We start from the raw sequence: 13,703 nt of genomic DNA, 5'->3' as shown, positions 1-13,703 counted from the left end.
TCCCTCGACGGTGCCGTTTGTCGGTCCGGAGGCGCAGGAGCGCGACCGCGGGCACGCCTTCCGCGCGCGCATCGGCGCCAACGAGAGCAGCTTCGGGCCCTCGCCGCGTGTCATTGCCCGCATGACTGCCATCGCCGGCGACATGTGGATGTATTGCGACCCCGACAATTTTGACCTCAAGCAGGCCGCGGCCGCGCATCTCGGCGTCGGCGCCGACAATGTGGTGGTCGGCGAAGGCATAGACGGGCTGCTCAGCCTGGTGGCGCGTATGTTTGTGGCGCCGGGCGACGCGGTGGTGACCTCGCTCGGCGCCTACCCGACCTTCAACTTCCATGTGGCCGGCGTCGGCGGAAGGCTGGTCGCGGTGCCTTACGAGAATGACCGGGAAAGCCTGGACGCCCTGCTCGCGGCGGTGGTCAGGGAAAAGGCGCCGCTGGTCTACCTTTCCAACCCCGACAATCCGATGGGCAGTTGGTGGGAGGCTGCAGAGATCATTCGCTTCATCGAGGCGCTGCCCGAGACCACCATGCTTGTGCTCGACGAGGCCTATGGCGAGCTTGGGCCAGCCTCGGCGCTGCCGCCGATCGACGTGTCCCGCCCGAACGTCATCCGCATGCGCACCTTCTCAAAGGCCTATGGGCTGGCCGGCATACGTTGCGGCTACGCGGTGGCCGAGCCGCAGGTGATCCGCGATTTCGAGAAGATCCGCAATCATTACGGCGTCAGCCGCATGGCGCAGATCGCCGGTGTCGAAGCGCTGGCCGACCAGGCCTTCCTGGAAAGCGTGGTGGCGCGCGTCGCCGCCGGCCGGCGGCGCATTGCCGCAATTGCCGAGACCAACGGGCTGAGGCCCCTGCCCTCGGCGACCAACTTCGTCACCATAGACTGTGGCAGTGACGGCGCCTTCGCGATGAAGGTGCTGCAAGGACTTTTGTCGCGCGACGTGTTCATCCGCAAACCGATGGCGCCGAAGCTCGACCGCTGCATAAGGGTCAGCGTCGGACTTGATCACGAGCTCGACATCTTCGCCGAAGAACTGCCCGGCGCGCTGGCCGCGGCGCGGGGGAACTGACAGCGGCGCGGCGCCGCTGGTCCAGGCACCGAGCCGAGCTCCAACATCGATAGCAATACCCCCTCAAGCCGGTTGCTTTCGCTCGATTCCGCGCCAGACTCTGTGCAGGGAGCGAAGTCATGGCCAACCAGCAAAGGGCAGTGCGGGCCAGCGTTCATGGCAGGGTGCAAGGCGTCAGCTACAGGGTCTGGACGCGGAGCGAAGCCGTGCGGCTCGGGCTCACCGGCTGGGTGCGCAACGAGAGCGACGGCACGGTGACGGCCATGCTCGCGGGAACCGACGCTGCCGTTTCGACAATGATCGACCGTTTGTGGCAAGGGCCAAGGGGTGCCGTGGTCTTGACGGTCGAGATCGAGCAAATGGAACCGCACAGCCCACCCGTTGACTTCCGGATAATCGCCTAGTCGCCCCTTGAATTAATTGAACGTTTGTTTTATTAATAGAGTAAGGAGCGACCATGGCGCGGACGACGGGTTCCGACGGGGAAAAGACCGAAGCGGCCGTCCGCGAGGCGGCGGCGAGCCTAATCGCGCGCCTCGGCTACGAGGCGATGTCGATGCGTCTGCTGGCGGCGGAAGTCGGCGTGCAGGCCGCCGCGCTCTATCGCTATTTCCCAACCAAGGAAGACCTGCTGTTCACGCTGATGCGCGAGCATATGGAAGGGCTGCTGCAGGCCTGGGAAGCGGCGCGTCCGGCCGGCGCCGATCCGGTGGCGCGGCTCGCCGCCTATGTCGAAAACCATATCGCCTTTCATATCGAGCGCCGCCACGCCACGCATGTCTCGAACATGGAGCTGCGCAGCCTTTCGCACGACCGGCTGACGCTGATCCTCAAGCAGCGCTCGGCCTATGAGAAGGAACTTCGCGCCATCCTGCGCGACGGCGCGGAGGACGGCGTCTTTGCGATCGACGACATCGGGCTCACCGCCATGGCGCTGATCCAGATGATGACCGGCGTCATCGTCTGGTTCCGGCCGGGCGAGCGGCTGTCGATCGGCGAAGTCACCACGTCATATCTTTCGATGACAATGCGCCTGGTCGGCGCGACAATCCGCCAAGGGCGCGCCAGGGACGTCGTGGCGCTCTGAGTTTCGCGCATGATCCCCCGCGAAGATCGGGGCATACGCAGGGAGGAACGGCATGTACACGAACACGCTGAGCTTCGGGCTCGATCCGGACATCGAGGCGCTGCGCGACCTTGTGCGGCGTTTCGCGCAGGAGAAGATCGCGCCGATCGCGGCCGAGATCGACCGCGCCAACGAATTCCCGGCGCATCTGTGGGCGGAGCTCGGCGCGCTCGGCCTGCTTGGCATCACCGCTGATCCGGAATTCGGGGGCAGCGGTATGGGCTATCTCGCCCATGTCGTGGCGGTAGAGGAGATCTCGCGCGCCTCGGCCTCGGTCGGCTTGTCCTACGGGGCGCACTCCAATCTCTGCGTCAACCAGATCAACCGCTGGGCAACGTCGTCGCAGAAGGAGAAATACCTCCCTGCCCTCTGCTCTGGCGAGAAGGTCGGCGCGCTGGCGATGTCGGAATCGGGCGCCGGCTCCGATGTGGTGTCGCTGCGACTGCGCGCCGAGAAACGCAACGACCGCTATGTGCTCAACGGTTCCAAGATGTGGATCACCAACGGTCCCGACGCCGGGACGCTGGTGGTCTATGCCAAGACCGACCCGGATCGCCATTCGCGCGGCATCACCGCCTTCATCATCGAGAAGGATTTCGCCGGCTTCTCGGTGGCGCAGAAGCTAGACAAGCTCGGCATGCGCGGCTCCAACACCGGGGAACTGGTGTTCGAGAATGTCGAGGTGCCGTTCGAGAACGTGCTGCACGAGGAAGGGCGTGGTGTCGAGGTCTTGATGTCGGGTCTCGACTATGAGCGCGCGGTGCTGGCCGGCGGTCCGATCGGGCTGATGGCGGCGTGCCTCGACGTGGCGATCCCCTATGTGCATGAGCGCAAGCAGTTCGGCCAGCCGATCGGCACGTTCCAGCTGGTGCAGGGCAAGCTCGCCGACATGTACGCGACGATGAATGCCGCGCGCGCCTATGTCTACGCGGTCGCCGCCGCCTGCGATCGTGGCGAGACCACGCGCAAGGACGCCGCCGGCTGCGTGCTGTTCGCGGCCGAGAAGGCAACGCAGATGGCGCTCGACGCTATCCAGCTGCTCGGCGGCAATGGCTACATCAACGACTATCCGACCGGCCGGCTTCTACGAGACGCCAAGCTCTACGAGATCGGCGCTGGCACCAGCGAGATCCGCCGCTGGCTGATCGGGCGCGAGATCATGGCGGAGGGAGTTTGATGTCCCCCTCCGCCAACTCAGCCGAACGCCTTGGGCAGGTCGTCGGTTGGCTTGGCGACGATCTGGTGCGCGTCGCGCCACAGAACCTCGCACTGGCGCGCCGACGTTATCGACCGCACCGGCAAGCCGCCCTCCTCGATCAGCCAGGCACAATAGCGCGCGCGGCTGATCGCCTCCCTGGCATCCGGGTGAAACCAGCAGACGCCCCAGATCGAGTTCCGGCGCTTGAAATGCCGGCCAACCCGGCCAGGAATGGGCAGATGCCGATTGAACCAGTCGAACTGATCCTCCAGTTCGTCATGGATCCAGTCCGGGCAGCCGTTCCGGTACAGATACCAGGACGCATGGAAAAAGCCGGTCTCCACCCGGCTCTTCGGATGGATCAGCGGCGTTACAAACCGCAAATACATTGTGACACCCACAGCGCTTGCAGGCGCCGTGTTCCTCTTGCTCAAAATCGGGACGTGGAAAGCCGCCCTTCGGCGGCGTCAGGCCATGGCCGAAGGGAGACATCTGGTGAAACGCATATCGATGCCTTTCATCGTCGCCTCCTGAGGGTGTCACTAGTAAAAAGGATGCCATGCCTGGCGCGCGGCATCCGGGCGCGGGCTGTTACACTGGTTCCGTCGCGGCATCAAGAGGGGTGAGAGGAACAACGTGGCCACATTGCAATCCCAAATCTCCCCAGCCTCCGACACGTTCCGCGCCAACGCCGAGCGCATGCGCGCCCTCGTCGCCGACATTTCCGAGAAGGCTGCAAGCATCGAACGCGGCGGCTCTGACGAAGCGCGCGAGCGCCATGTCGGGCGCGGCAAGCTCCTGCCTCGCGAGCGCCTTGCGCAGTTGCTAGACATCGGCTCGCCCTTCCTCGAGATCGGCCAGTTCGCGGCATGGTCGATGTATGGCGAGGACATTCCCGCCGCTGGCATCATCATCGGCATCGGCCGCGTCGAGGGCACGGAGGTGATGGTCGTCGTCAACGACGCCACTGTGAAGGGCGGCACCTACTATCCGCTGACGGTGAAGAAGCACCTGCGCGCGCAGGAGATCGCGCTGCAGAACAACCTGCCTTGCGTTTATCTGGTCGATAGCGGCGGCGCCAATCTGCCCAACCAGGACGAGGTGTTTCCCGACCGCGAGCATTTTGGCCGCATCTTCTACAACCAGGCCAACATGTCAGCGGCCGGCATCCCGCAGATCGCCTGCGTCATGGGTTCCTGCACGGCTGGCGGCGCCTATGTGCCGGCAATGTCGGACGAAACCATCATGGTCCGCAACCAGGCGACCATCTTCCTCGGCGGCCCGCCGCTGGTGAAAGCCGCGACCGGCGAGGATGTCAGCGCCGAGGAACTCGGCGGCGCCGACGTGCACACCAGGCTTTCGGGTGTCGCCGACCACTATGCGATGGATGACGAACATGCGCTGGCCATATGCCGGCGCATCATCAGGAATCTCAATCGGAACAAGGCGGTAAGTCTGAACTTACAGAAACCGAATCCGCCGCTTCATGACCCGCATGAACTCTACGGCATCGTGCCGACGGACCTGCGCCAGCCCTATGACGTGCGCGAGGTGATCGCGCGCATCGTCGACGGCTCGGAGTTCGACGAGTTCAAGCAGAATTACGGCACCACCTTGGTGACCGGCTTTGCCCATCTGCACGGCATGCCGGTCGGCATCCTCGGCAACAACGGCGTGCTGTTCTCGGAAAGCGCGCTGAAGGGCGCGCATTTCATCGAGCTCTGCTGCCAGCGCGGCATTCCGCTGGTCTTCCTGCAGAACATCACCGGCTTCATGGTGGGCAAGAAGTACGAAGCCGGCGGCATCGCCAAGGATGGCGCCAAGCTGGTGATGGCGGTCGCCACCGCCAAGGTGCCGAAGGTGACGATGATCATCGGCGGTTCGTTCGGCGCCGGCAATTACGGCATGTGCGGGCGGGCCTATTCGCCCCGCTTCCTGTGGATGTGGCCGAATGCGCGCATTTCGGTGATGGGCGGCGAGCAGGCGGCAACGGTGCTGGCGATGGTCAAGCGTGAGGGTATCGAACGCAAGGGCGGTGAATGGAGCGCCGAGGAGGAAGCCAAATTCAGGAAGCCGATCCTGATGAAATACGAGCATGAGGGCCACCCGCTCTATTCCTCGGCGAGGCTGTGGGACGACGGCATCATCGATCCGGCGAAGGCGCGCGAGGTGCTGGCGCTCAGCCTTTCCGCCGCGCTCAATGCCGGGATCGAGGAGACGCGCTTCGGCGTGTTCAGGATGTGAGATGAACGAAACCGGACAAAGGATCCGCATTCATACCGGCGACATCACGAAGCTGGCGGTTGATGCCATCGTCAACGCCGCCAACTCGTCGTTGCTCGGCGGCGGCGGCGTCGACGGCGCCATCCATCGCGCGGCCGGGCCCGAACTCCTGGCGGAATGCCGGACCCTCAACGGCTGCAAGACCGGCGATGCCAAGCTGACCAAGGGCTACCGGCTGCCGACGCGCTACGTCATCCACACGGTCGGGCCGGTCTGGCAGGGCGGCGGCAAGGGCGAGGCCGACCTGCTCGCCTCCTGCTACCGGCGTTCGCTCGAAATTGCCGCCGGGAGGCAATGCCGCACGATTGCGTTTCCGGCGATCTCGACTGGCATCTATGGCTACCCGAAGGATGAAGCGACCGAGATTGCTGTCGGCACCGTAGATGCCTTCCTGAGCCAGACCGCGGTACCGGAAACCGTCACTTTTTGCTGCTTTGATGAGCAAATGGCGGAACTATACCGAGAGACCGTTGCTGCTCTTGGCGGAGACAGAACTTTATGAGCGGCAGGGACGATTTACAGTTTCAAATAGGACTTTTCGATTTCGGACTAGCCGCACCGAAAAATAGACGCTACTGCTCACCCTGCATTTTGCTATGGGCATGGGGTGAAAATGAAGCCGAATTATCTTCGACGGACGACTGTTTCGATACTTGCGGGATTGCTTATATGCGCTGCGGCCGGAGCCGGCGCGGCGCAATCGCTGGCCGGGAAGGTCGGCGACAAACGATTCACTCCGTATTTGCCGGGCAGCGCGAAGGACGAATGCACCAGGGCCTACAAGGACTATGTGGCTGCAAGTGGCCATTCGGCCTATGCAACGACCTTCTATTCGCGCGTCGTCGACCTCTACATCATCTGCGGCTCGGGACTGAACGCTCCGTCGCAAAAGGCCGCGGAAGAGCGGGCGCTACGATCCTGCCAGGCGGGCTTGAAGAGGTGGAGGGTCAAGACCGCGAGCGGGGGCTGCGAAATCGCAGCTTCGAAGTAGGCCGACGCTCGCCCGACTGGCGCCGACCGAGGCAAAACCGGGGAGCTCCATGTTCGGCAAGATCCTGATCGCCAATCGCGGCGAGATCGCCTGTCGCGTCATCCGCACGGCACGAAGGTTGGGCCTGCGCACCGTCGCCGTCTATTCGGATGCGGATGCGAAGGCCCTGCATGTCGGGATGGCCGACGAGGCGGTCCATATCGGACCCTCGCCGGTCGGCGAAAGCTATCTGCGCGGCGACAGGATCGTCGCGGCAGCACTCGCCACCGGTGCCGAGGCCATCCATCCCGGCTACGGCTTTCTCTCGGAGAATCCCGAGTTCGTCGATCAGGTGACGGCGGCGGGGCTCGTCTTCATCGGCCCGTCGGCGGCTTCGATCCGCGCCATGGGGCTGAAGGACGCGGCCAAGCGCCTGATGGAGAAGGCCGGCGTGCCGGTTGTGCCTGGCTATCACGGCGAAGCGCAGGAGATCGTGCTCCTGGCCTCCAAAGCGCGCGAGATCGGCTATCCCGTGCTGATCAAGGCGCGCGCCGGCGGCGGCGGCAAGGGCATGCGCCGCGTCGACCACCCGGACGATTTCTCCGAGGCGCTGTCCGGTGCGCGGCGTGAGGCAAAGGCGGCGTTCGGTGACGACCGCGTGCTGGTGGAAAAATACGTCGACAAGCCGCGCCACATCGAAGTGCAGGTGTTCGGCGACAATTTCGGCAATGCCGTGCATCTCTTCGAGCGTGACTGCTCGGCGCAGCGCCGCCACCAGAAAGTGATCGAGGAAGCGCCTGCCCCAGGCATGACGCCGGTGCTGCGCAAGGCGATGACCGAGGCCGCGGTGAAGGCCGCCAAGGCGATCAGCTATTCAGGCGCCGGCACGATCGAATTCATCGTCGACGCCTCGCAGGGGCTGAAGGCCGACCGCTTCTGGTTCATGGAGATGAACACGCGCCTGCAGGTCGAACATCCGGTTACCGAAATGGTGACCGGCATCGATCTGGTCGAATGGCAGCTGCGGGTCGCGGCCGGCGAGAAACTGCCGAAGACGCAAGGCGAACTCCAGCTCGCTGGCCATGCCTTCGAGGCGCGCATCTATGCCGAGGACGCCACCAGAGGATTCCTGCCGGCGACGGGCACGCTGCACCACCTGAAATTCCCGCAAACCGCGCCAGAGCATGCCGCCATGCGGATCGAGACCGGCGTGCGCGCGGGTGATCAGATCTCGCCCTTCTACGATCCGATGATCGCCAAGCTGGTGGTGCACGGCAAGGACCGGGCCGCAGCGCTTGCGGCGCTGCGCAAGGCGCTGGCTGAGACCGAAGTGGCCGGCTCGACGGTCAACACCGCCTTTCTCGCCGCGCTCGCGGCTGATGCCGATTTCGCGGCCGGCGACGTCGACACCGGGCTGATCGGCCGGCACCAGGATGAGCTGGTCGCCCTGCCCCCGCCAAGCGACGAGACCATCGCCGCCGCCGCGCTCGCGGCGACCGGCGCAGGCGCCCCCGCCACCGGCGGCGACCCGTGGGCGTCGCTTGCCGGCTATGCACACTTCCACACGGTAGCGCGACGTATCAGGCTTCGTCACGGCGAGGAAGATATCCTGGCGCGGGTCTCGGCACGGCCGGACGGCCGCTTCCAGGTGGCGCTGGAAGCGCCGCATGACGCGATCAATTCGCATGATCTGCGGGCCATTCCGCGCACCGCCCGATGGCCGGGACACGTCACCGTGTTCGAAGGCGCGGTCGGCTATTCCTTCGCGGTGCCTGATCCGCTGGCCAAGGCCGATGATGCGGCCGCGGCATCCGGCAGCCTGCGCGCGCCGATGCCCGGGCTGGTCAAGCTGGTGCGCGCCGGGGTGGGCGATGCCGTGATCAAGGGCCAGCCGCTCTTGATCCTGGAGGCGATGAAGATGGAGCACACAATCGCAGCCCCGCATGACGGGGTGATCGCCGAGGTTGCGGCCGAGGGCGCGCAGGTGAGCGACGGCACAGTGCTGGTGCGCTTCGTAGATGAGGCGCAAGGTAGCCACTCCAAATGAAAATGGCCGGGATGAGCCCGGCCATCTCAATCCGGATGCAGAACGACTACGGCTGGATCGGCGCGTATTTGCCATCGTGCCACTGGTTGATGTCGTAGCTGGCGTTCTTCAGGTCGCCCTTCTCGTCGAAGACGACGTCGCCGACCACGGTGCTGATCGGCTGGCCGTTCTTCAGCGCTTCGGCGACCTTGGCCGGATCGTCGCTGCCGGCGCGCTTGATGCCCTCGGCGAAGGCCTGGACCACGGCATAGGAGAACAGTGTGAAGCCTTCCGGTGCGAAGCCGCCGGCCTTGATCTTGGCGACGGCATCCTTGGCCTGGGGCTTCGCCTGCGGATCCGACGGGAAGACGAACATCGTGCCTTCGCCGGCCGGGCCGGAAACCTGCCAGAATTCCGGTGTGGCGATCGAGTCCGGCATGATCAGCTGGAACTTGACGTTCTGCTCGGCCGCCTGGCGCAGGATGAGGCCGGCTTCCGGATGGTAGCCGCCAAAATAGACGACGTCGGCCTTCAGCTCCTTCAGCTTGGTGACAAGGGCGGAATAGTCCTTCTCGCCGGCATTGATGCCTTCGTAATCCACTTCCTTGAGGCCGCCGGCATTCATCGTCGCCTTGACGGCGTCGGCCACGCCCTGGCCGTAGGCGCTCTTGTCATGCAGGATGACGACGTTCTTGCCGGCATATTTCTTGGCGATCCACGGACCGATGAAGGCGCCCTGCGCATCGTCGCGCGTATAGAGGCGCATGATCGTCGGCCAGCCGGCCTTGGCCGCGGCATCGGTCAGCTCCGGATTTGAGGAGGCCGGGCTCATCATCAGCGTGCCGGCCTCGGCATAGACGGCGGAGGCGGGAATGCTGGAACCCGAGCAGGCATGGCCGTCGACGAATTTGGTGCCGTCGGCGACGATGCGATTGGCGACCGAAACCGCCTGCTTCGGATCGCATTGGTCGTCCTGAACGTCGAGCTTGATCTGGTTGCCGTTGACACCGCCGGAGGCGTTGATGGCGTCGGCGGCGGCCTGGGCGCCCTGCTTGAACTGGTCGCCGATGGTGGCGAGCTGGCCGGTCATCGGACCAACCACGGAAATGGTGATGTCATCGGCGAAGGCCAAGGGCGCGCTCATCATCAGGCCCAATGCGGCCGCGCTCAAAATACCCAATTTTTTCATAGCGATAGAACTCCTCCACTGGCGCGCGGCCGTTTCGGCCGCGCTTCTTTCAGAGAGGCCGGACAATTTCATCCTTCGCCCGGCATGTCTTGGCGCATTGCCGGCACTCGATTGGGCCTGCAATGTATCGCGAACCGCCTAAAACGGCAAAAGCCGCGCCGGCCTTGTCCCGGCCGGTCGCAGCTTTTGCCAATCGAGCTTCCCCGAACACTCCCGCGCCCGGTCGCATCCCTGTCTTCCTGTTCGTCCGACCGTCTTGCCGCGGCCTTGTCCCTGGCGCCGGCCGTCTGCGCGGCCTTGGCCCCCTCGGATATCCCTCAGTGCATCGTCATCCATTCGCGCGCTTCGCGCAGCGCCCTGGCGATCTCGGCCTTCGACATTGCCGCTGACAGTTCGGAGCGCAGCTCAGCGGCGCGGACCGAACCCTTGATCGCGGCGATGTTGAACCATTTGTGGGCGGCAACGACGTCGGTCTCGCAGTCGCGGCCGGTCGCATACATCATGCCCAGTTCGAAAAGAATGTCGGCCTGGGCGGTTGCTCCCATGGCGCCGAAGCCGCCTTCAAGCATTTCAAAACGTGCCATTTCAATCCCCTGTCTGGCTCCCGAGAGCTGCCTCCTTCTGTCCCTTGGTATCCCTCGGGGGGCCGCTCTTTCGATGCTTTCGAGGATGAAGCCGAGCCTTGAATCCGTCGTTAAATGGCGTGCTTAATTTGAGGAAAACAAAGCTAAAACAAGAGGTAAACGCTTAAATTCGTTAAGCATACAAAGCCCGCAGTTGAGCCTGTTTGCGGCAAATTTGACGAAAACTTCTAACGACCGGATCAAGACTCCGCTAACCACGGGAACCAAAGACCACGAAGCGGCCCGTTCATTTCCGCGTTGAAGAGGGGCGGCAAAATCCTGCAACCTTCCCCGGCGGCACCGCTTTTGTTTTGCCGGAAGCTGGACTAGCTTACGTTTGCGTAAGGGGTAGGAAGGCGGGACGGGGCCCACCTGAACCTATAGGGAGGACAGACATGTTGCGAAAAGTGAGCCTGGCCGTGGCGGCCACCTTGATCATGGCCGGCGCGGCCTTTGCCGATCCGATCGAGGGCAATTGGAAGACGCAATCCGGCGAGACGGCGGCGATCGGCGGCGGCGGCGCGTTTTCCATCACGCTGAAGACCGGCAAGTTCGCCGGCAAGACGATCGGCTCGCTGAAGGCGGCCGGCGACAACAAATATGCCGGCAGCATAACCGACCCGGAAACAGACAAGACCTATGCCGGCAAGGCGACGCTTTCGGGCACCTCGCTCAAGATGAGCGGCTGCGTGCTCGGCGGCCTGCTCTGCAAGAGCCAGACCTGGCACAAGCTCTGATCGGCGCCTTCGCCGCCATCACCTGAAAACGGGGCCTTCGCGGCCCCGTTTTCTTTTTCGGCGGCAGGCGCGCCACCAAATTTTCAGCAACGAACTTGAACCGCAGATGAATACCGGCATCAGAGCCGGTTCAGCGGCGCTCGGGCATTCTCCTCGGCATTGAAGGAGAGGACCAACGCAATGCTCGCCCGCCGCTTCACCATCGTCTGCCTGCTGATGAGCCTATTCGGCATGCTCTTCGCCATCCTGGTGGCCGAGGCCGGACGCCCGGCCCGCGCCTGGGATGGCGCCAATGCCTGCCGGCCGGGCTGCATGAACCATTTCATCCGCTGAACCGACCAACCCTCAAACGAGAAGCAACGACCATGAACCGCATCACCACCAGCGCCCTGAACATCCTCCGGCTCCTGCCGCGGGCGGCGCTCATCCTGATGCTGCTTGCCGCCCCGGTGCTGGCGGTGCCGATGATGCGGGCCGATAACGGCTCGACGATCGAGGCCCCCTCGCCGCGGAAGTCGGGCGTCGGCTTCGTGTTGCTGGTCTCCCTGCAGCGCGGCTGAAACACGTCGATACTCAGGCGAGGCCGAGGCTGATCTGATCTCACTTCCATCTCAAGACGCGGACAAAAATCGGCACTTTGGCCGCCTTCGCGCCCGCCTCCCCCTCCCAACCGCTCTTCCAACTCTCTATATTGAGCCATGGAAAAGCGAATCTACCCCCAAGCCATCGAATCGGTCGTCATGCCTGAGCCTTTCGGCAGGCAGAGTTTCAACGACGCCAAGAAGGCGGTCGCGGCCTTGCAGGTGCTTTACGACCGCAACACCAAGTTCCTGCGCGATTCCTTCGCGGCACTGGCCGCCGGCGGCGACAGCAACAAGCGCTACCGGGCCTTCTATCCCGAGATCGGCGTCACCACGACCTCCTTCAGCCAGGTCGACTCGCGACAGGCCTATGGCCACATGCCGACGCCCGGACATTTCTCGACCACCATCACCCAGCCGGCGCTGTTCGAAAACTACCTTGTCGAGCAGCTTCGGCTGATCATGCGCAACCATGGCGTCCAGGTAACGGTGTCGGAATCGACCACGCCTATTCCGCTGCATTTCGCCTTCCTGGAGGGCACCTATGTCGACGGCAGCGCCGCCGAGCGTATCCAGCGGCCGATCCGCGACCTGTTCGACGTGCCGGACCTCGACGGCACTGACGACCAGATCGCCAACGGCACGTTCGAAGTGGCGTTCGGCGAGCCGCGGCCGCTGGCGCCGTTCACGGCGCAGCGCATCGACTATTCGCTGCACCGCATGACGCATTACACCGCGACCAGCCCGCAGCATTTCCAGAACTTCGTGCTGTTCACCAACTACCAGTTCTACATCGACGAATTTGTCGCCCGCGCACGCGATCTGATGGAGAATGGCGGCGGCGGATATGCCGAATTCATCGAACCCGGCAACGTGATCACCCATGCCGGGTCGAGCGTGCCCGCCGAAGGCACGCCGCCGCAACGCCTGCCGCAGATGCCGGCCTATCATCTGAAGAAGCCCGGCCATGGCGGCATCACCATGGTCAATATCGGCGTCGGTCCCTCCAACGCCAAGACGATCACCGACCATATCGCGGTGCTGAGGCCGCACGCCTGGTTGATGCTCGGCCACTGCGCCGGCCTGCGCAACACGCAGGCGCTTGGCGACTATGTGCTGGCGCATGCCTATGTGCGCGAGGACCATGTGCTGGACGACGACCTGCCGGTCTGGGTGCCGATCCCCCCGCTAGCCGAGATCCAGGTGGCACTGCAGGAAGCGGTCGCCGAGGTCACCGGGCTTTCCGGCTACGACCTCAAACGCATCATGCGCACCGGCACCGTCGCCACCATCGACAACCGCAACTGGGAGCTACGCGACCAGCGCGGACCGGTGCAGCGGCTGTCGCAGTCGCGCGCCATCGCGCTCGACATGGAATCGGCGACCATCGCCGCCAACGGCTTCCGCTTCCGCGTGCCCTACGGCACGCTGCTGTGCGTCTCCGACAAGCCGCTGCATGGCGAGCTGAAGCTGCCGGGCATGGCGACCGAGTTCTACAAAAGGCAAGTGGCGCAGCATCTCACGATTGGCATCAAGGCGATGGAGAAGCTGGCCGGAATGCCTATGGAGCGGCTGCATTCGCGCAAACTCAGGAGCTTTTCCGAGACTGCCTTCCAATAGGCGGTCACCAGCTGCAAAAACCGGCTAGGCAACTCGTCGTCTTGATCGGGCCGCAATTTGACGGATAAGCAAGCCGGACAGGTTGCCAGCGGCATTGAGTAGTCAGGCAGATGAGATCAGGTGGATCGCGCTCTAACATGACAGCCGGGGTGACATTCCTGGCGATGATGGCGTTCGCGGCCGCCCTGATTGCCGGGTTTTTCGGCACGCTGCATCCGGCCTTCGATTCCTTCTCGCATTTCCGCGTTCATCTGGCCGTGCTGATCGCGCTCCTGGCG

Annotated in this window: 15 protein-coding genes and 1 pseudogene; 13 read left to right on the top strand and 3 right to left on the bottom strand. The window is 64.1% G+C overall.

The annotated features are described in order from the left end of the window. The 4 genes from EN781_RS08970 to EN781_RS08955 all read left to right on the top strand — a co-directional run. On the top strand, positions 1-1,072 hold a 1,072-nt coding region (locus EN781_RS08970), incomplete at its 5' end, for a pyridoxal phosphate-dependent aminotransferase (RefSeq protein ID WP_127399914.1). A gap of 119 nt (positions 1,073-1,191) precedes the next feature. After that, on the top strand, positions 1,192-1,476 hold the full coding sequence (locus EN781_RS08965) for an acylphosphatase (RefSeq protein WP_126055735.1): 285 nt from the start codon (positions 1,192-1,194) through the stop codon (positions 1,474-1,476). Positions 1,477-1,529: 53 nt separating this feature from the next. Beyond that, positions 1,530-2,159, top strand: coding sequence for a TetR/AcrR family transcriptional regulator (locus EN781_RS08960; protein ID WP_126055736.1), 630 nt, complete (start codon positions 1,530-1,532; stop codon positions 2,157-2,159). 52 nt (positions 2,160-2,211) lie between these two features. Further along, the gene (locus EN781_RS08955; protein WP_126055737.1) at positions 2,212-3,375 is read left to right on the top strand and encodes an isovaleryl-CoA dehydrogenase; all 1,164 of its coding nucleotides are present in this window, start codon (positions 2,212-2,214) and stop codon (positions 3,373-3,375) included. A gap of 17 nt (positions 3,376-3,392) precedes the next feature. On the opposite strand, the gene EN781_RS08950 is transcribed toward EN781_RS08955, so the two are convergent. Continuing rightward, on the bottom strand, positions 3,393-3,785 hold the full coding sequence (locus EN781_RS08950; protein ID WP_127399913.1) for a hypothetical protein: 393 nt from the start codon (positions 3,783-3,785) through the stop codon (positions 3,393-3,395). Positions 3,786-4,032: 247 nt separating this feature from the next. On the opposite strand from EN781_RS08950, the gene EN781_RS08945 reads away from it, so the two are divergent. The 4 genes from EN781_RS08945 (at position 4,033) to EN781_RS08930 (ending at position 8,696) form a co-directional block, all read left to right on the top strand. After that, positions 4,033-5,640 (top strand): carboxyl transferase domain-containing protein, encoded by a 1,608-nt coding sequence (locus tag EN781_RS08945; RefSeq protein ID WP_126055739.1) that lies wholly within the window; start codon positions 4,033-4,035, stop codon positions 5,638-5,640. A 1-nt stretch (position 5,641) separates the two neighbouring features. Then, positions 5,642-6,181 (top strand): O-acetyl-ADP-ribose deacetylase, encoded by a 540-nt coding sequence (locus tag EN781_RS08940; protein WP_126055740.1) that lies wholly within the window; start codon positions 5,642-5,644, stop codon positions 6,179-6,181. A gap of 111 nt (positions 6,182-6,292) precedes the next feature. Continuing rightward, positions 6,293-6,670: a hypothetical protein gene (locus tag EN781_RS08935; RefSeq protein ID WP_126059168.1), complete on the top strand. Its 378-nt coding sequence runs from the start codon at positions 6,293-6,295 to the stop codon at positions 6,668-6,670. A gap of 49 nt (positions 6,671-6,719) precedes the next feature. Beyond that, entirely contained in the window at positions 6,720-8,696 is a 1,977-nt protein-coding gene (locus EN781_RS08930; RefSeq protein ID WP_126055741.1) for an acetyl/propionyl/methylcrotonyl-CoA carboxylase subunit alpha, read from the top strand. Between the two features lie 46 nt (positions 8,697-8,742). Here EN781_RS08930 and EN781_RS08925 read toward each other — a convergent pair whose 3' ends face one another. Together EN781_RS08925 and EN781_RS08920 are read right to left on the bottom strand one after the other, a co-directional pair. After that, a complete protein-coding gene (locus EN781_RS08925) occupies positions 8,743-9,864 on the bottom strand; it encodes an ABC transporter substrate-binding protein (protein WP_126055742.1) in 1,122 nt (373 codons plus the stop codon). Positions 9,865-10,181: 317 nt separating this feature from the next. Further along, positions 10,182-10,448, bottom strand: a complete 267-nt coding sequence (locus EN781_RS08920; protein ID WP_126055743.1) for a sel1 repeat family protein — start codon at positions 10,446-10,448, stop codon at positions 10,182-10,184. 434 nt (positions 10,449-10,882) lie between these two features. Here EN781_RS08920 and EN781_RS08915 point away from each other — a divergent pair, with 434 nt between their 5' ends. From EN781_RS08915 to EN781_RS35200, 5 genes and pseudogenes are all read left to right on the top strand, one after another. Next, positions 10,883-11,224 carry a DUF2147 domain-containing protein gene (locus EN781_RS08915; RefSeq protein ID WP_126055744.1) on the top strand — a complete coding sequence of 114 codons (342 nt, stop codon included), beginning with the start codon at positions 10,883-10,885 and terminating at the stop codon, positions 11,222-11,224. Positions 11,225-11,404: 180 nt separating this feature from the next. Continuing rightward, the gene (locus tag EN781_RS34195) at positions 11,405-11,557 is read left to right on the top strand and encodes a hypothetical protein (RefSeq protein WP_189347422.1); all 153 of its coding nucleotides are present in this window, start codon (positions 11,405-11,407) and stop codon (positions 11,555-11,557) included. A gap of 32 nt (positions 11,558-11,589) precedes the next feature. Beyond that, complete coding sequence (locus EN781_RS08910) at positions 11,590-11,784, top strand: hypothetical protein (protein ID WP_126055745.1); 195 nt, start codon at positions 11,590-11,592, stop codon at positions 11,782-11,784. Positions 11,785-11,964: 180 nt separating this feature from the next. Next, positions 11,965-13,425, top strand: coding sequence for an AMP nucleosidase (locus tag EN781_RS08905; protein ID WP_245455537.1), 1,461 nt, complete (start codon positions 11,965-11,967; stop codon positions 13,423-13,425). A 137-nt stretch (positions 13,426-13,562) separates the two neighbouring features. Beyond that, positions 13,563-13,703 (top strand): annotated as a pseudogene (locus EN781_RS35200) (AP endonuclease); the annotation flags it as partial.

The organism is Mesorhizobium sp. M4A.F.Ca.ET.090.04.2.1 (genome assembly GCF_003999085.1).
GTDB lineage: Bacteria > Pseudomonadota > Alphaproteobacteria > Rhizobiales > Rhizobiaceae > Mesorhizobium.
This window is presented reverse-complemented; position numbering and strand designations above follow the sequence as displayed.

What these genes read in the sequence shown, in the direction of transcription:
- EN781_RS08965 (WP_126055735.1), top strand. Translation starts at nt 1,192, where the DNA reads ATGGCCAACCAGCAAAGGGCAGTGCGGGCCAGCGTTCATGGCAGGGTG.
- EN781_RS08960 (WP_126055736.1), top strand. Translation starts at nt 1,530, where the DNA reads ATGGCGCGGACGACGGGTTCCGACGGGGAAAAGACCGAAGCGGCCGTC.
- EN781_RS08955 (WP_126055737.1), top strand. Translation starts at nt 2,212, where the DNA reads ATGTACACGAACACGCTGAGCTTCGGGCTCGATCCGGACATCGAGGCG.
- EN781_RS08950 (WP_127399913.1), bottom strand. Translation starts at nt 3,785, where the DNA reads ATGTATTTGCGGTTTGTAACGCCGCTGATCCATCCGAAGAGCCGGGTG.
- EN781_RS08940 (WP_126055740.1), top strand. Translation starts at nt 5,642, where the DNA reads ATGAACGAAACCGGACAAAGGATCCGCATTCATACCGGCGACATCACG.
- EN781_RS08935 (WP_126059168.1), top strand. Translation starts at nt 6,293, where the DNA reads ATGAAGCCGAATTATCTTCGACGGACGACTGTTTCGATACTTGCGGGA.
- EN781_RS08930 (WP_126055741.1), top strand. Translation starts at nt 6,720, where the DNA reads ATGTTCGGCAAGATCCTGATCGCCAATCGCGGCGAGATCGCCTGTCGC.
- EN781_RS08925 (WP_126055742.1), bottom strand. Translation starts at nt 9,864, where the DNA reads ATGAAAAAATTGGGTATTTTGAGCGCGGCCGCATTGGGCCTGATGATG.
- EN781_RS08920 (WP_126055743.1), bottom strand. Translation starts at nt 10,448, where the DNA reads ATGGCACGTTTTGAAATGCTTGAAGGCGGCTTCGGCGCCATGGGAGCA.
- EN781_RS08915 (WP_126055744.1), top strand. Translation starts at nt 10,883, where the DNA reads ATGTTGCGAAAAGTGAGCCTGGCCGTGGCGGCCACCTTGATCATGGCC.
- EN781_RS34195 (WP_189347422.1), top strand. Translation starts at nt 11,405, where the DNA reads ATGCTCGCCCGCCGCTTCACCATCGTCTGCCTGCTGATGAGCCTATTC.
- EN781_RS08910 (WP_126055745.1), top strand. Translation starts at nt 11,590, where the DNA reads ATGAACCGCATCACCACCAGCGCCCTGAACATCCTCCGGCTCCTGCCG.
- EN781_RS08905 (WP_245455537.1), top strand. Translation starts at nt 11,965, where the DNA reads ATGCCTGAGCCTTTCGGCAGGCAGAGTTTCAACGACGCCAAGAAGGCG.